Genomic DNA, 15260 nt, shown 5'->3' with positions numbered 1-15260 from the left:
CCGCTCGACTGCGAAGCAGGCGCAAACCTCTCGAATCGGGGGTTGGGGCCGCTTCGCAGCCCAGCGGGAGCAAGCTCCCTCGCCACAGGGGTACCGGCACGGCACACTATCGGTTCCGGCAGAAGGAAACGCCCATGCTCAAGACCCTCGCGGTGGCCAATTACCGCTCGATCAATAAATTGGTGATTCCGCTGGGCCGCTTGAATCTGATCACCGGCCCCAACGGCAGTGGCAAGTCCAACCTGTACCGCGCGCTGCGCCTGCTGGCGGAGACCGCGCAGGGTGGCGTGGTCAATGCGCTGGCCCGCGAGGGTGGGCTGGATTCGACGTTCTGGGCCGGGCCGGAAACCATCAGCCGGCGCATGCGCAACGGCGAAGTGGCGATCGAGCCGACCGTGCGTCAGGGCGTCAAACGCCTGCGTCTGGGGTTTGCCGGGGAAGACTTCAGCTACGCGATCGCTCTCGGCTTGCCGGAGCCGAGCCTCTCGTTCTTCTCCCTCGATCCAGAGATCAAGAAGGAATGCATCTGGGCCGGGCCGCTCTATCGTCCGGCGAGCCTGCTGGTGGATCGCCACGGCCCGATGATTCGCGCCCGCGAAGGGCGCGGCTGGGACGTGCTGGCCCAGCACACGCCGAACTTCGACAGCCTGTTCGATCAGGTCGGCAGCCTGCGCAGTTCACCGGAGGTGTTCCAGATGCGCGAATTCATCCGCCGCTGGCGCTTCTACGATCACTTTCGCAGCGACGCCGACGCCCCGGTGCGCCAGCCGCAACTGGGTACGCGCACGCCGGTGCTGCATCACGACGGTCGGGATCTGGCCGCAGCGTTGCAGACCATTCGCGAAATCGGCGACCCCGAAGCGTTGCAGGCAGCGATCAGCGATGCCTTCCCCGGCGCACGACTGAACATCGCGCCGCTGGCCGGCGGCCGCTTTGCCATCGAGTTCTATCAGGAAGGATTGCTGCGACCGCTGTCGGCGGCGGAGCTGTCGGACGGCACGTTGCGTTATCTGCTGCTGATCGCGGCGCTGCTGACGCCGCGGCCACCGTCGTTGATGGTGCTCAACGAACCGGAAACCAGTCTGCATCCGGATCTGCTGCCGGCGCTGGCACGCTTGATCATTCGCGCTTCGCAGGAGTGTCAGGTGTGGGTGGTGTCCCACGCACGACGGTTGATTTCGGCGCTGCAGGAAGGTCCCGAGTGCAACTGCATCGTGCTGGAGAAGACACTGGGGCAGACCGGGATTGTCGGCCAGCGGGTGCTGGATGAGCCGGCGTGGAACTGGCCGGATTGAGCGGCGCCTGAACCACCGCTTTCGCGAGCAAGCCCGCTCCCACAGGGGCATGCATTCCAACTGTGGGAGCGGGCTTGCTCGCGAAGAGGACCTTCAGGTCAGCGCAGATTTATCGGCCAATCAACCCTGCCACTTGCCACCTTCAACAATCACGCTCTCAGGCTTGGTGTCATCGCTCAGCTCTTTACGCACGTATTGGTCATACAGCTTGAGCAGGTACTTCTCTTCACCCAACTTGGCCAGCTCGGTATTCACCCAGTCACGCAGCTCGATATTGCCCTTCTTGACTGCCGGCGCGATCGGCGCTTCGGCGCCGAGTTTTTCCTCCAGCACGCGGTAGCCCGGGTTCTGCTTGGCCCAGCTGAACAGCACCAGATTGTCCTGCGCGTAGGCATCGCCGCGACCGTTGGCCAGCGCTTGCAGCGACTCGGAGTTTTTCTCGAACTTCAGCAGTTTCCAGTCCGGGTGATTCTTGGTCAGCCAGATATCGGCGGTGGTGCCGGTGGTGACGATAGTGGTGCGGGTCGCCAGGTCATCGAGGTTCTTCACGGAACTGCCCTGCGGTACCAGCGCCTGGACTGCGACCTTGAGGTTCGGGTTGGTGAATTCCACCGCTTCCTTGCGCTCCGGGGTCACGGTCATGTTGGCGAGGATCAGGTCGACCTTGTCGCTCTGCAGGAACGGAATGCGGCTCGCCGGCTCCACGGCCACGAACTCGACCTTGTTCTCGTCGCCCAGCAGATCCTTGGCGAAACGCCGACCGATATCGGTGTCGAAGCCGACGTAGCGCCCGGCTTCATCGACGAAACCGAACGGTGGCTTGTCGGTGAATACGCCAACGATCAGTTTGTCGCGGGCCTTGATCTTGTCCAGATAGCTGGCCGGCGCGGTGCTTTCGCTGGCGACTTTCGGCTTGGCCGGTTCTTCGGATTTGTTGCAGCCGGCGAGCAGCGCGAGCCCCAGCAGCGGCAGTAAAAACAGGGATGACTTGGCAGTTTTCATAGCGGTTCCAGTTCCTTTGTCGGATTCGTTTCAGGCAGTGTTGCAACGAAGGAGAACTTCTCCAGAAACTGCTGCGCGCGTGCGGTTTGCGGGTTCGTAAAGAAAATCTCGGGCGGGTTCTGTTCAAGGATGCGTCCGGCATCCATGAACACGATACGGTCGGCCACCGCGCGGGCGAAGGCCATTTCGTGGGTGACGATCAGCAGGGTCATGCCCTCGCGGGCCAGGCCCTGAATCACTTGCAGCACTTCCTTGACCATCTCCGGATCGAGGGCGGCGGTGACTTCATCGAAGAGCATGACCCGCGGGTTCATGCACAACGAACGGACGATGGCGATGCGTTGCTGCTGGCCGCCGGAGAGCTGGCGCGGGAAGGCATCGCGCTTGTCCGCCAGACCCACCCGTTCGAGCAAGGCTTCGGCTTGCTGCTGCGCTTCACGGCGCTGGCGCTTTTGCACCTTGAGCGGGCCGAGCAGCAAATTGTCGAGCACGCTCATGTGCGGGAACAGGTGATAACTCTGGAACACCATGCCGATCTGCTGACGGATCTCGCGCCAGTCGGTGGCCTTGTCCAGCAGTTCCCGGCCGACAAATTTCAGGCTGCCGCTGTGGGCCTCCTCCAGACCATTGAGGCAACGCAGCAAGGTGCTTTTGCCACAACCGCTGGGGCCGAGGATGACGATCACTTCGCCGCTGCGCACTTGCAGGTCGATGCCCTTGAGCACCTGCTGTTCGCCGTAGAATTTGTTGAAACCGTGAAACTCGATCAATGCGCTCATGCTTGCGTCCAGCGCCGCTCCAGCACGCGCGAGGCGGCCGACAGCGGGTAGCAGATGAAAAAGAAAAACAGAAACAGCGCGCCGTAGATCAACACCGATTCGTAGGTGCGCTCGATGATCTGCTGGCCGACCTTGATCACGTCGACCACGCCGATCAGCACCGCCAGCGAGCTGGTCTTGATGATCCGCGTGTAGACGTTGATGGTCGGCGGCGTCATGCGTTTCAGCGCCTGCGGCAGCAACACGTAGCCGTACAGTTGCGCCGCATTGAGGCCGATCGACAATCCCGCCTCACGCTGCCCGCGCGGCAACGAATGCAGCGCGCCACGGGCCACTTCGCCGACCTCGCTGGCACCCCACAGCGATAGCACCAGCACCGCGCACCAGAAGCTCGGCAGGCTCAGACCGAAGAAAATCGGCAGGCCGAAAAACAGCAGGTACAGCCAGACCAGCACCGGGATCGCCCGGAACAGTTCCAGATAGACCCGCAGGATCGCGTTCAGCCACGTCACGTTGAGCGTGCGCAATACGCCGTAGAGCACGCCGCCTATGGTGCTGATCGCGATGCTCAGGAACGAGATCGACAAGGTTTGCCCGGCGCCTTTTGCCAGTTGCGGCAACGACACCCAGAGCAGTTCAAGACCCGAACTGGCCATGCTGGAGCCTCCTTTCCAGACGGCTGAGCAGCAGCGACAGCGGCAAGAACAACAGCACGCAAATCAGCGTCAGCACGGCGAGCATTTCGTAGGTTTTGTAGTAGAGCGCGATGTAGCTCTTGGTGGTGTAGAGGATTTCCGGCACGGCCACCGCCGAGACCACGGTGGTTTCCTTGAGCAGGAAAATGAAATTGGCGAACAGCGACGGCAGGCTGAGAATCCCCGCTTGCGGCAGGATCACGTAGCGCAGCAACTGGCCGTGGGACAAGCCGATGGAACGCCCCGATTCCAGTTGCGCCTGCGGCACCGCGTCGACGCCAGCGCGCAGCACTTCAGTGAGGTAGGCGCCACCGAGAAACGTCATGGTGATGATCGCCGCGGTGAACCCGGAAACCTTGATCCCCAGCGCCGGCAGGGCGAAGTAGACAAAGAACAGTTGAATCAGCAGCGGCGTGTTGCGCGCCAGTTCTACATACAGGCCGACGGCGCGCTGCAGGTAAGGCGTGCGAAACACCAGAATCGTCGCGTTGAGCAGCGCCACCAGCAACGACGTGCCGATAGCGATGAACCCGACCTGCAGCGTCACGCCCACGGCTTTGAGAAAGGCCGGCAGGGTGCTGAGGATAAATGCGTAATCGAATGTCATGAAACGTCCTGACGCCACTCGGTAAGTGGCGGTGGTGCAGTCCATGGACAGCGGGTGGCTGTCCGGCAGGCACTGACTTTATAGGTATAAAAACAAGAATTTAAATACCGTTAAAGCATATTGATATCACCCAAAAAACTATCCTGTGGGTTTGCCGGGAAGGAATAAGAAGGCTATTTTCCCTTGCGCTGTAGGAAGGATCTTTTTTGCATGAAAGCCCTCCAAGGACGAACAGCTTTTGGCCAGACTCCTCCGGCCAAACCATTACAAGGAAGACAACATGGACGTAAAAGTGCCGCAGCGACTGGATCCGCAAGACATCGTGAAATTGCTCGTGGCGTTGCGCCGGGCGTTGAAGACTCAAGTGGCCTGAGTCAGCGAAAAAATCAAAAGATCGCAGCCTTCGGCAGCTCCTACAGGAGATCGCATTCCTCTGTAGGAGCTGCCGAAGGCTGCGATCTTTTGCTTCTGGCTATAGATTTTGTGTCGATCGCACAAATCGAGCACACACAAAAACGCCGATGACCATCACTGGCCATCGGCGTTTTCATACCTTGAAGGGGTGGTTCACGCGTCGGATCAGAACGCCGGCAGTACCGCGCCGTTGTACTTCTTCTCGATGAACGCTTTGACTTCCGGGCTGGTCAGGGCAGCGGCCAGTTTCTGGATCGCGTCGCTGTTCTTGTTGTCCTCACGGGCCACCAGGAAGTTCACGTACGGCGAGTCAGCGCCTTCGATCACCAGCGCATCCTTGGTCGGGTTCAGCTTGGCTTCCAGCGCGTAGTTGGTGTTGATCATGTCCAGATCAACTTCCTTCAGGACGCGTGGCAGCAGGGCCGATTCCAGTTCCTTGAACTTGAAGTTGTGCGGGTTCTTGGCGATGTCTTTCGGGGTCGCCAGCGCATTTTTCGGATCTTTCAGCTCGATCAGGCCAGCCTTCTGCAGCAGGATCAGCGCACGGCCGCTGTTGCTGCCTTCGTTCGGGATGGCGATGGTCGCGCCGTCCGGCAGTTCAGCCAGAGTCTTGTACTTGCTCGAGTAGCCACCGAACGGTTCAATGTGCACGCCCTTCACGGTCACCAGGTACTTGGCTTTGTCGTCCTTGTACTTACCGGCGTTGAAGCTGTTCAGGTACGGTTCGGTCTGGAAGTAGTTGGCATCCAGACGCTTCTCACCCACTTGCACGTTCGGCTGCACGTAGTCGGTGAAGACCTTGATTTCCAGATCCACGCCTTCTTTGGCCAGGGTCGGTTTGATCAGCTCGAGAATTTCCGCGTGCGGCACCGGAGTCGCCGCCACCACCAGTTTCTCGCCGGCCTGGGCCAGGGAAGCAGTCAGAGCAGCCGCCAATGCGGTAAACAACAGAACCTTTTTCATGCAGTGTCCTTATCGAGAATCACGGTCGCGAATGGCGACGGCTATTAATACGAGTGCCAGTGAAGTGCTATCTCTGGCGTGGAGCGGACAATACCGGGATTTTTTATTCCCGGACAATAACGTTTATTCACTTTGATATTCCATTTCGTTCATACAGAACCAAACGGCTACAACTGCTGGCTCAAACCAATCAGCAGATCTTTCAAAGCCTTACGTTCGTCAACGCTACCGCCGATATTGATTTGTGCTACCAGTCGTTCGATCTGAAGCTGCGGCCCAGACACCTCGGGCAGGTTCAGGTGCTCCGGGAGGATTTCGTCGCCGGTGCTGACCAGCAGCGCAAAGTGAATGACGTTTTCCAGCTCGCGGGTGTTGCCCGGCCAGCTGTGTCGCTCCAGCAGGTGCTGCGCCGCTTCGCTGATCAACGGCACCGGCAGATCCAGGCGCTGGCTGTAGATGCCGAGGAAATATTCCGCCAGCGACAGGATGTCGCCAATCCGCTCGCGCAGGGCCGGCAATTCCAGCTGCCCTTCGCTGAGGTAGTGATAGAGCCGTTCGTGGAATTTTCCGGCGTCCACCGCTTGTGCCAGATCGATGCTGGTGGCTGCGACCAACCGCACATCCACCGGGCTTGGCTGATGCGCGCCAACGCGGGTGACTTCATGATTTTCCAGGGCGGCGAGCAGTTTGATCTGGATCGGCAACGGCAGATCGCCGATCTCATCGAGGTACAAGGTGCCGCCGTTGGCAGAACCGAACCAGCCGGCCCGACTGCTCGCCGAACCTGTATAGCTGCCGGCGGCATAGCCGAACAGCTCGGCATCGGCGTAGGTCGGGCTGATCGCGCCGCAATTGACCGAGACGAACAGACCGCTGCGATCACTGGCACGGTGGATGTGGCGCGCGAGCAATTCTTTGCCGGTGCCGGTCTCGCCGCGGATCAATACCGAGATGGCGCGCGGCGCCAGGTGCTCAAGTTCTTCGCGCAACTGGCGGGAGCGGGGATCGACGAACACCAGCGCCTTGGCGCGAATGCTCAGGGGACTTTTTTCCGCATCGGGAAAGGTCAGCAACGGCTGACCGAACGTTTCGAAACTCATGGCAGACTCCCGCCCAGAACCGCCGGCAGACGGGGGCGTTCAGAAAAGAAAAAGGTTCAAGCGCGACGCCGGGCGTGGTGTTCCATGCGGTTTTGCAGGCGATACAGATAAGCGAAACCCTGCTCCCAGCGCTGATGCCCGGACTTGACGTTGATGTGCCCCGCCCCGGCAAGAATTCCCGCCTCGGCGCCCCAGTTGCGCGCCAGCTCAAGAGCGCGCGGAGCGCTGACGGCGGCGTCGTTGTCGGAACTGACCACCTGGCTCGGGAACGGCAACAGATCGGTCGGGATCGGCGCAAAATTGCGCAACGCAGGCGCGCAGGCCGGACGCTCGACATCGGCAGGTGCGACCAGCAACGCACCGCGCACCTGACGCAGGTATTGCACAGGCGCGGTAGCCGCCCAATGTGCAACGGTGATGCAACCCAGGCTGTGAGCAATCAGGATCACTGGCGTGCTGTCGGCAGCAATCGCTTCGGCCAGCGCCGCGACCCAGTCTTCACGGCGCGGCGTCAGCCAGTCGGCCTGCTCCACGCGTGCGCTGTTGGGCAGACTGTTCTGCCAGTGGGTTTGCCAATGATCTTCTGGCGATCCTTGCCAGCCCGGCACAATCAGATAGCGGATTGATTCGTTGCGCATGGGGAGCTCTCCTGCGTCGTGTCTGTTCCTGATCGAGTATAGGGACGGGATTTATATTCTTTAAGGAATAAGAAGCTATTTATTAAGACCCAAAAAGAATATTGGATGCAGCCCTGTGGGAGCGGGCTTGCTCGCGAATGCATTCTTTCAGTCACAGATAAATTGACTGACCCAGCGCCTTCGCGAGCAAGCCCGCTCCCACAATGAATCGCTGGTGAGGCTTGTTTTGCGGGATAAAAAAAGGGCCGCACCCTGCCAAGGAGACGGCCCCGGAAAAACGTAAATCCTGTTACCGCGCGGTGATCACCGACAACTTGGTAATCCCTGCCCGCTCGATCGAGGCCATGGCCCGCGCCACTTCGCCGTAGTTCACCCCGTCGTCGGCCTGCAATTGCACGCGCACTTCCGGGTCCTTGGCCTTGGCCGACTTGAGGTTGAATTCCAGCAAGTCCGGCTGGATTTCATCCTTGTTGATAAACAGTTTGCCGGCGCCGTCGATGCTCACCACCAGCGGATCTTTCTGCTCGACCGGTGCTACCGCTTCGGTCTTCGGCAAGTTGATCGGGATCGCGTTGGTCAGCAGTGGCGCGGTGACGATAAACACCACCAGCAGCACCAGCATCACGTCCACCAGCGGCGTCACGTTGATCTCGCTCAGCACCTCGTCGCTGTCTTGCGTGGAGAAGGCCATATCAGGACGCCTCCTTCACTTTTGTTGCGTTGCCCGGTGCCGCTACCTTGTTTGCAGTCGGGTGGATCAGCACTCGGAACGCACTCTTCTGCGCCAGGCTGTAGAAGTCGTGGGCGAAGTCATCCAGATCCGCCGCCGTCAGTTTCAGACGCCGCAAAAAGTAGTTGTAAACCAGCACCGCCGGCACTGCGACCGCGATCCCCACTCCGGTGGCAACCAGTGCCGCACCGATCGGACCGGCGACGGTTTCCAGGCTCGCCGAGCCTGCCGCGCTGATGCCTTTGAGCGCTTCCATGATTCCCCACACCGTGCCGAACAGACCGATGAACGGCGAGGTGCTGCCAATACTCGCGACCACCGCCAGACCGGTTTCCAGCGAACGCCGTTCGCGGACGATCTGCTGACGCAAGGCACGCTCAAGGCGATCCTGATGGTTGATCGCCTGACTCAGGTCATTGGCCTGTGGCGCTTCGCCGACCTGGATCGCCGCATAACCGGCCTGTGCCACCCGAGCGGCAGCGCCGGGTTGGGTTTCGCTCAACTCGGCGGCGGAGTCGAGACTCGACGCCGCCCAGAAACGTTTATGAAACTTGCGATCCTGCGCCTTCAGACGACCGAACTGCACAGCCTTGAGCAGCGCCAGTCCCCAGGTGGCAACGGAAAAAACCACCAGCAGCCAGATCACCGCGCTTTCGATGGATTCCAGTGGAGAGGCCAGTAACGTCATGATGTATTCCCTCGTGTGTGGGAGCCGAGCTTGCTCGCGATGGCGGTTCCAGACACACCGCGAGAATAAAGTCAGCTGATTACCAATTAATGAATCTTGAAATCGATGGGCACGCTGACCCAGCCGTCCTGGGCGACATCACCCTGCTTGGCCGGCACAAAGCTCCACTGCTTGACCGCGCTTAGCGCCGCATCGTCGAGTTGCTGCCGACCGCTGCTTTTCTGAATCTGGATCTCACCAGGCTTGCCGTTGGCCAATACGTGCACCCTCAGCATCACCGTGCCTTCCCAGCCGCGACGCTGGGCCAACGATGGATATTCCGGCGCCGGGTTCTTCAGGTAAGCCGCGTTGGCCGAGGCCGGTGTCACTGGCGCGGGGGCCGGTGGCGCGGGCGGTGCCGGGGCCGCGACCGGAGCGGCCGGTTGGGGCGGCGCCGGAGGCTGCTCGAGCGCTTTGGGTGCCGGTTTCGGCACCGGTTTGGCCACCGGTTTCGGCTTGGGCTTGGGAATCGGTTTGGGTGGCGGCGGCTTCACCGCCAACTCGTCTTCAACCGGCGGCGGTGGCTCAACCACCGGTACCGGTGGCGGCGGTTCGACCACCGGCGGCGCGGGTGGCGCCGGACGCGAAAACTCGATGGTCATCGGCGGAATTTCCGGCGGCACGATCGGCAACGCCGGCGTCGGATGCTGGTTGATCCAGTAGATCACCGCACCGTGCACCAGCAGCGCCAGCACGCCGAGCAGAATGGTTTCACGGCGGCTCAGAATGCCCTTGGGCGCACGCTGCAAACGCAGCTGCCCCAGCGGCACACGATGAGGCCGGCCGAGATCGACCAATTCGCCACTCGGTGCCTGGCGCCACAGCACCTCCTGTGCACTGGCGGCGGTCTGGACATTGCCCATTGATTCACTCCCTGCGGTCTCTTTGCGAAGTACCCGACGGGTCGCCGCAAACATCCCCCGGGCGACCGGTCGTTGGGTGAATCATTGGAGCAATTGCTTATCTCCGAAAGTAACTTTTATTGATGTGCTTAGTCTTTTTGAGAATATAAATTTCTGCCGAATGTCGCGAAGCCGCGGCCGGCAAGGGCTAGCGTCCGGGCGCAGATTTACAATGCTTTTCAAGCATGAAAAATATTCGGCGAAGGCATGCGAAAACCGTTCAATCCAGGCTTTTTCACGGCTCTTGTCGGACAAATTCCAGGCCGGTCAGCGCGACATCCCCTGACAGGTCGGCCGCACTACCCATTGCACGCAGGCGTGCATAGGTCTGATCGGCGGAGAACATTACCCACGCTTGTCGCCTGCCATCGGTCATCTGCGTGCTGAAGGTGATGGCGATCGTGCCTGTTGAAAAGCCGTGCTTGAAATGAAAATTGCCAAACGCGAGCGGGTGGTCGATCCCGGACAGCGACAATGTGCCGGTGAAACTGCCGGTGCGGTCATCGCCCTCGGTCAGGGTCAACGTTGTCGCGGAAGGCTCGTGGCGATAAACGCCGTTGATCGTGGACATGTGCAGCATCCTTGCTTGGTTTATTTGAAGAGAGACAGCGGGCGCCGGCGGTGCCTCAGGCATTGCGCAGCAAGTCACCGGGCAACGTGCTGACCGCACCGTCGTAGGTGACGCGCACGCAGTGGCCGCGCAGCTCGTGGGTGCCACGGCTTGGCGAAAACAGGGTCAAGGCGAAGTAACCGTGATCCTGGTTAGCCGCCAGGAGCGAAACCACGGTGGGAGGCTGATAGCCGTTGAGGCTGGAATAACGACCGTTGACGATGCTGTAGTTGACGCCTTCGTGATGCAACGTGCCACCGAAAACGCCGGTGCGATCATCGGAATCGACAATGGTCAGAGAGGGACCATCAAGGGTATTGGAATAAAGTCCGTTTTGCATGTACGCATCCTGATCGAGTGATGAAGTTCGCAGCGAGCTTAGAATCATGCACAAGCAAACTCTGTCATCCAAAGGAAGTACGATAGACATGAAAACGACTTATTGAGTGTAAGAAAAAGCCGCCGAGCTTAAATAGCGGGGCGGCTTTTTTGTGACTCCAGATTACTGTTTGATAAATTCTCCAGCCAGCCCCACAACATCACCATCAAAGTTGGTACGCGAACCCACCGCACGAACTTTCGAATAGTTGTGATCCGGTGAGAACAGCGTCCAGGATTGATAACCGGTGCCGTCATTCAGAGCCGCGAAGGTGATGATCGTAGGCTGCCCGGTGCTGTTCTGGAAATGGTAATGCCCGTAAGCGATGTCGTAGTTCACGCCGTTCTGACTGAACTTGCCGCTGAAGGTGCCGTTGGAGTCGTTGCCATCGGTAATCGTCAGTTTGGCGCCAGCGTTAGCGTTCACATAATTGCCATTAATGCTCGACATAACGAGATTTCCTTTATCGTTGGATAAGTGTCTTCCGATGAGAGCAAGTTTCCTCCTGGAAACTCACGACACTCAGGATGGTTGGCCATTCACTTATTGTCCACGCGACTTTTCAACGAAATTGCAATAAGCACTATTCATCTCCCACATAACTTATCGCCATTCATTCGAGCATTAATTCCTTTTCAACTAACGACTGACGCTGACTTGTTGCGCGGACGGTGTCGGGGCGACAACCGCAGTCTCGGAACGCGGGGTTCCGGCCGGCACCCAGTCATAACTCACCGGCAACGCCCGATAGACCCAGTTGCTGATCGCGTCACTGCCCGGCGCTTTGCCCAGATACGGGCTGACGTATTCCCAGACGTTTTCACCGCTGGCCGTGATCTGGAAGAACCGCCCGTTCATGCCTTCGTCGACCAGCGTATTACCGTTGGGCAAGCGTCGCGCGCTGCTGATGAACGAACTGTAGAAGGCCCACCCCGGCTGCTTCGAATTCGCCGCGCTGTACTGCCAGACAATTTCATTTTTCAGCGGATCGATTTCCAGCACCCGCGAACCGGAAATCAGCCCGAGGGTGACGTTCGGATACCCCGCCGAACCCTGGTTGTCGAACACCAGCAGGTTGCCCGCGCCGGGCAGCCCGGCCGGGATGATGTGCGCGTCGTGCTGGCCAACGAATTGATCGACCGGACGCGGCAGTTTCTGCGCGGTTTTCGGGTTGATCAGCGGCAGGTTCGGACCGAGGCGCCAGACCACTTTGCCGCTGTGCTTGTCGATGATCGCGATGAAGTTGGCGTTGCGCGAATCAAGCAAAAGGTTGTCCGGGTTGAAGCGTTTGTCACCAGCATCGAACCATTTGTTCGGCCCGACCACGCTGAGGTTGTTGATGTGCAGGTAATCCGGGTTGTCGCTGGCGCGTACCAGCTTCAATTGCTCCGGGGTGAAACCGAATTCGTTCAGGTGTTCCGAGGCCAGCCACTGCCATTTCACCTGCCCGTCGGGGCTGACTTCATAGATCGCATCGTCGATCACCTCGGGCACTTTGAAGCCTTTGACCTGGTGCACCTTGTTCGCCAGCACCACGGTGTTGCCGTTGCTCAGGCGCCGCTGGTCATGGTGTTGCTGCGCCGCGCCACCGGGCGCCTTGTCGCCCCATTGCCAGACGACTTTACCGTCCCAGTCCAGCTCGCCGACGCTCTGATTGCCCAGGCCATTACCGGCGGAGCCAAGCTTGCCCGGATCCTTGTCGCTCAGTTGCAGCAGCACATGCCCGCGCTCGCCGCCGACCAGTTGCGGGTCGATGATCGCCGATGGGAAACCCGCCTGCGGCCAGGTTTTCACCTCGTTGCCGTTCATGTCGATCAGGTGCGTCTGCTTGTCGGCGCCACTGAAGATCACGTACTGGTTGAACGCCTTGTCCGGGTCATAACGGGTGACGCCGGTCGGGTACACGCTGGGGGCGGCGAGCGCCCCGGTGCTTGACACTGCGCCGGATAACAACAGCGCTAAAGCGGTTTTGCCTGGCAACATGATGCAGCTCCTTGAATGACAGATCAGAAGTCGTAGCGACCGGTAACGCCGAGGGTGCGCGGCGTACCGAGCAGGCCTTCATAACCGCCGTTGCCGCCAGTCCACAGGGTCGTGTAGTAGGTCTTGTCGAAGGCGTTTTTCAGCCACAGCGAAACGTCCCACTGGCCCTGATTGAAATCGCCGCGCAGACCGGTGGACAGGTTGACCACCGCGTAGCTCGGGATCTGCCCGTAGTCGGAATCTTCGACCGTGCCCACCGCTTTCGAGCGGAACGCGTAGCTGGCGGTGACGTAGGGTTCGAAGCCGTTGGCCAGATTCCATTTGTATTCGCCGTTGGCGTTGCCGATCCATTTGGAAGCGCCGACCACCTGGTGGCCGCTGAGATCGCAGGACGCCGGTGCGCCCGGGGCCTGGCTGATTTCCGGTGGGCATGGCGCATCTTTGTACGAGAGGTAGCTGACGTCGTTGTACGAGCCGTTGAAGTTCAGCGTCAGGCCGCGTAACGGGATCACCGTGCTTTCGAATTCGACGCCGCGCGAGCGCACCGAGCCGGCGTTGGTCAGGTATTGCACGCGGTTGACGTCGTCGTAGGCGTTGGTCTGATAGGCGTTGACCTGAGTCCAGAACACGTTGGCGTTCAACTGCAGACGCCGATCCCACAGGGTGCTCTTGAAGCCGAGTTCGGCGTTGTTGGCGCGCTCGGTGCCGATCAACAACGAGTCGGCGCCAGCGGTTGGCGCCGAACCCACCGCGAGGTTCACGCCACCGGATTTTTCGCCGTGGGACAGCGTGGCGTAGCCGAGCAGATCATCTGTGATGCGGTAGCTGAGGTTGAGCAACCCGGACGGACTGGAGCTGTACTGGTTGAGATCGCCGGAATCGTAGGCGCCAGTGCGTCCGCGTCGTGCAGTGGCCGCGGCACCGGTCACCACAGCGCCACCGACTGGTGCATCGCGAGTGACCCAGGCGGTTTTTTCTTCATAGGTGCCGCGCACCCCGGCGGTGAAATCCAGGCGCTCGGTCAGGTGCCAGGTGCCTTGGGCGAACAACGCGAAACTGTCGGTCTTGATATGGCCGTTGCCCACGCTGTCGACGTTAGCCAGTGCACCCCGTGGCGTGCCGTTCCAGATGTCGGCCTGCGGGCCGTAATAGGCGAAGGATTTGTTGTCCAGATCCGAGCCGAAGTAGTACGCGCCCACCACGTAATCGAAGAACTCGCCCTTGGGCGAGGCCAGGCGAAATTCCTGCGAGTACTGTTTGTCTTCGACCGAAACGCCAGCGTTGTAGGTCGCCGCGACGTTGAGACCGTCGTCGTTGGCCGGGGTGAAATTCCAGAAGCGATAGGAGCTGATCGAGGTCAGGGTGAAATCGCTCGGCAGCGTCCAGTTGGCCTCCACCGACGTGCCGCCCTGATGCACGGTGACGTGCTGATCGTTGTCCAGATTGACCTTGCGGTGCGAGCCGTTGACCAACGTCGCACCGGCGGCATCGGCCCGCGACTGGTACAGGTTGACGCCATTGATGGTCGGCCCGGTGTTGTACAGCACGCGGGTGCCGGCGCTGGAGTCCTCTTCGTTGTAGTCGCCGATCCAGCGCAGGTTGAAGTCTTCGTTGGGCTTGAACAGCAACTGCGCACGGAAGCCATCGCGCGAGCCACCGTTCAAATCATGGCCGTTGTATTCGTTCTTGATGTCGCCGTCGCTGCGGGTGCGATAGGCCGAAAAACGTCCGGCCAGCTCATCGTTGATCGGCCCGGAAATCGTGCCCTTGGTCTGGAAATAACCGTCCTCGCCGAACGAGGTTTCGATGCTGCGCTCAGGGGTGAATGTCGGCGCGCGGGTGCTGATGTTGATCACCCCGGCGGTGGTGTTCTTGCCGAACAGCGTGCCCTGCGGCCCGCGCAGGACTTCGAGCTGTTCGATGTCCATCAGGTCGAACACCGCCATCCCCGGACGGCCCAGATACACGTTGTCGATGTACAGACCGACACTGCCCTCCAGACCGTCGCTGGCCGGGTTGTTGCCGAGGCCGCGAATCGACACGCTGGACTGGCGCGCATGCATGTAGGCGACGTTGACGCTCGGCACCAGTTGCTGCAAATCCTGAATCCGGTAAACGCGCTGGGTCTCCAGTGTCTGGCCGCTGACCACGCTCATCGGCGTTGGCACATCCTGCGAACTTTCTTCGCGGCGGCGGGTGGTGACGGTCACGGTCTCCAGCTGCGAGCTGTTGGCCGCAGGCTTGCCGGCGGGAGCCGGTGGCGGGGTGTCGGCGTCGGCGGCGTAGCTGTGAGTCCAGCTGGCACTCCCCGCCAGCAACAGGGCCAGAGGCAGGCGTTTGAGCCGTCGTGGCGTTAAGGGTGACGCAAGGTTCAACGGACTCATGGCGCGGCTCCTGGTCAAAAAACACACAGTCAACTTTTGCGCTGCATATTCT

16 protein-coding genes are annotated in these 15260 nt (G+C 60.3%); 1 reads left to right on the top strand and 15 read right to left on the bottom strand.

Annotation, left to right across the window (positions count from 1 at the left end; genetic code table 11):
• Nucleotides 1-134: 134 nt before the first annotated feature.
• A complete protein-coding gene (locus M0814_RS13155) occupies nucleotides 135-1295 on the top strand; it encodes an AAA family ATPase (protein WP_103485221.1) in 1161 nt (386 codons plus the stop codon).
• A 120-nt stretch (nucleotides 1296-1415) separates the two neighbouring features.
• Here the strand turns inward: M0814_RS13155 and M0814_RS13150 are convergent, their stop codons facing one another.
• The 15 genes from M0814_RS13150 to M0814_RS13080 all read right to left on the bottom strand — a co-directional run bounded on the left by M0814_RS13150 (nucleotide 1416) and on the right by M0814_RS13080 (nucleotide 15208).
• Nucleotides 1416-2297, bottom strand: a complete 882-nt coding sequence (locus tag M0814_RS13150) for a transporter substrate-binding domain-containing protein (protein WP_103485222.1) — start codon at nucleotides 2295-2297, stop codon at nucleotides 1416-1418.
• A complete protein-coding gene (locus M0814_RS13145) occupies nucleotides 2294-3076 on the bottom strand; it encodes an amino acid ABC transporter ATP-binding protein (protein ID WP_103485223.1) in 783 nt (260 codons plus the stop codon). Before M0814_RS13145 ends, M0814_RS13150 begins: the two co-directional genes overlap by 4 nt.
• Nucleotides 3073-3732 carry an amino acid ABC transporter permease gene (locus M0814_RS13140; protein ID WP_003220580.1) on the bottom strand — a complete coding sequence of 220 codons (660 nt, stop codon included), beginning with the start codon at nucleotides 3730-3732 and terminating at the stop codon, nucleotides 3073-3075. The genes M0814_RS13145 and M0814_RS13140 overlap by 4 nt, the downstream gene beginning before the upstream one ends.
• A complete protein-coding gene (locus tag M0814_RS13135; RefSeq protein ID WP_003220579.1) occupies nucleotides 3713-4378 on the bottom strand; it encodes an amino acid ABC transporter permease in 666 nt (221 codons plus the stop codon). Before M0814_RS13135 ends, M0814_RS13140 begins: the two co-directional genes overlap by 20 nt.
• 579 nt (nucleotides 4379-4957) lie before the next feature.
• Nucleotides 4958-5755, bottom strand: coding sequence for a MetQ/NlpA family ABC transporter substrate-binding protein (locus M0814_RS13130; RefSeq protein WP_003220575.1), 798 nt, complete (start codon nucleotides 5753-5755; stop codon nucleotides 4958-4960).
• 167 nt (nucleotides 5756-5922) lie between these two features.
• On the bottom strand, nucleotides 5923-6855 hold the full coding sequence (locus M0814_RS13125) for a sigma 54-interacting transcriptional regulator (RefSeq protein WP_003220574.1): 933 nt from the start codon (nucleotides 6853-6855) through the stop codon (nucleotides 5923-5925).
• Between the two features lie 56 nt (nucleotides 6856-6911).
• On the bottom strand, nucleotides 6912-7493 hold the full coding sequence (locus M0814_RS13120; RefSeq protein ID WP_003220572.1) for an alpha/beta hydrolase: 582 nt from the start codon (nucleotides 7491-7493) through the stop codon (nucleotides 6912-6914).
• Between the two features lie 289 nt (nucleotides 7494-7782).
• The gene (locus tag M0814_RS13115; RefSeq protein ID WP_003220570.1) at nucleotides 7783-8184 is read right to left on the bottom strand and encodes a biopolymer transporter ExbD; all 402 of its coding nucleotides are present in this window, start codon (nucleotides 8182-8184) and stop codon (nucleotides 7783-7785) included.
• Between the two features lies 1 nt (nucleotide 8185).
• Complete coding sequence (locus M0814_RS13110) at nucleotides 8186-8911, bottom strand: MotA/TolQ/ExbB proton channel family protein (protein WP_003220564.1); 726 nt, start codon at nucleotides 8909-8911, stop codon at nucleotides 8186-8188.
• A gap of 86 nt (nucleotides 8912-8997) precedes the next feature.
• On the bottom strand, nucleotides 8998-9813 hold the full coding sequence (locus M0814_RS13105) for an energy transducer TonB (protein ID WP_003220562.1): 816 nt from the start codon (nucleotides 9811-9813) through the stop codon (nucleotides 8998-9000).
• A gap of 274 nt (nucleotides 9814-10087) precedes the next feature.
• Nucleotides 10088-10423, bottom strand: coding sequence for a hypothetical protein (locus tag M0814_RS13100; RefSeq protein ID WP_003220559.1), 336 nt, complete (start codon nucleotides 10421-10423; stop codon nucleotides 10088-10090).
• Nucleotides 10424-10478: 55 nt separating this feature from the next.
• On the bottom strand, nucleotides 10479-10802 hold the full coding sequence (locus M0814_RS13095; protein ID WP_003220556.1) for a hypothetical protein: 324 nt from the start codon (nucleotides 10800-10802) through the stop codon (nucleotides 10479-10481).
• A gap of 162 nt (nucleotides 10803-10964) precedes the next feature.
• Nucleotides 10965-11291: a hypothetical protein gene (locus tag M0814_RS13090; RefSeq protein WP_003220553.1), complete on the bottom strand. Its 327-nt coding sequence runs from the start codon at nucleotides 11289-11291 to the stop codon at nucleotides 10965-10967.
• 189 nt (nucleotides 11292-11480) lie between these two features.
• Nucleotides 11481-12824, bottom strand: coding sequence for an aryl-sulfate sulfotransferase (locus M0814_RS13085; protein ID WP_103485224.1), 1344 nt, complete (start codon nucleotides 12822-12824; stop codon nucleotides 11481-11483).
• Nucleotides 12825-12847: 23 nt separating this feature from the next.
• Nucleotides 12848-15208: a TonB-dependent receptor gene (locus M0814_RS13080; protein ID WP_103485225.1), complete on the bottom strand. Its 2361-nt coding sequence runs from the start codon at nucleotides 15206-15208 to the stop codon at nucleotides 12848-12850.
• Nucleotides 15209-15260: the final 52 nt, after the last annotated feature.

The organism is Pseudomonas sp. MWU12-2020, from assembly GCF_023100605.1.
Taxonomy (GTDB): Bacteria; Pseudomonadota; Gammaproteobacteria; order Pseudomonadales; family Pseudomonadaceae; genus Aquipseudomonas; species Aquipseudomonas fluorescens_H.
Note: the sequence above shows the minus strand (reverse complement) of the source record. Positions and strands in the feature narration are given on the sequence as shown.

Coding starts and splice junctions, on each gene's coding strand:
- M0814_RS13155 (WP_103485221.1), top strand. CDS start 135: ATGCTCAAGACCCTCGCGGTGGCCAATTACCGCTCGATCAATAAATTG.
- M0814_RS13150 (WP_103485222.1), bottom strand. CDS start 2,297: ATGAAAACTGCCAAGTCATCCCTGTTTTTACTGCCGCTGCTGGGGCTC.
- M0814_RS13145 (WP_103485223.1), bottom strand. CDS start 3,076: ATGAGCGCATTGATCGAGTTTCACGGTTTCAACAAATTCTACGGCGAA.
- M0814_RS13140 (WP_003220580.1), bottom strand. CDS start 3,732: ATGGCCAGTTCGGGTCTTGAACTGCTCTGGGTGTCGTTGCCGCAACTG.
- M0814_RS13135 (WP_003220579.1), bottom strand. CDS start 4,378: ATGACATTCGATTACGCATTTATCCTCAGCACCCTGCCGGCCTTTCTC.
- M0814_RS13130 (WP_003220575.1), bottom strand. CDS start 5,755: ATGAAAAAGGTTCTGTTGTTTACCGCATTGGCGGCTGCTCTGACTGCT.
- M0814_RS13125 (WP_003220574.1), bottom strand. CDS start 6,855: ATGAGTTTCGAAACGTTCGGTCAGCCGTTGCTGACCTTTCCCGATGCG.
- M0814_RS13120 (WP_003220572.1), bottom strand. CDS start 7,493: ATGCGCAACGAATCAATCCGCTATCTGATTGTGCCGGGCTGGCAAGGA.
- M0814_RS13115 (WP_003220570.1), bottom strand. CDS start 8,184: ATGGCCTTCTCCACGCAAGACAGCGACGAGGTGCTGAGCGAGATCAAC.
- M0814_RS13110 (WP_003220564.1), bottom strand. CDS start 8,911: ATGACGTTACTGGCCTCTCCACTGGAATCCATCGAAAGCGCGGTGATC.
- M0814_RS13105 (WP_003220562.1), bottom strand. CDS start 9,813: ATGGGCAATGTCCAGACCGCCGCCAGTGCACAGGAGGTGCTGTGGCGC.
- M0814_RS13100 (WP_003220559.1), bottom strand. CDS start 10,423: ATGTCCACGATCAACGGCGTTTATCGCCACGAGCCTTCCGCGACAACG.
- M0814_RS13095 (WP_003220556.1), bottom strand. CDS start 10,802: ATGCAAAACGGACTTTATTCCAATACCCTTGATGGTCCCTCTCTGACC.
- M0814_RS13090 (WP_003220553.1), bottom strand. CDS start 11,291: ATGTCGAGCATTAATGGCAATTATGTGAACGCTAACGCTGGCGCCAAA.
- M0814_RS13085 (WP_103485224.1), bottom strand. CDS start 12,824: ATGTTGCCAGGCAAAACCGCTTTAGCGCTGTTGTTATCCGGCGCAGTG.
- M0814_RS13080 (WP_103485225.1), bottom strand. CDS start 15,208: ATGAGTCCGTTGAACCTTGCGTCACCCTTAACGCCACGACGGCTCAAA.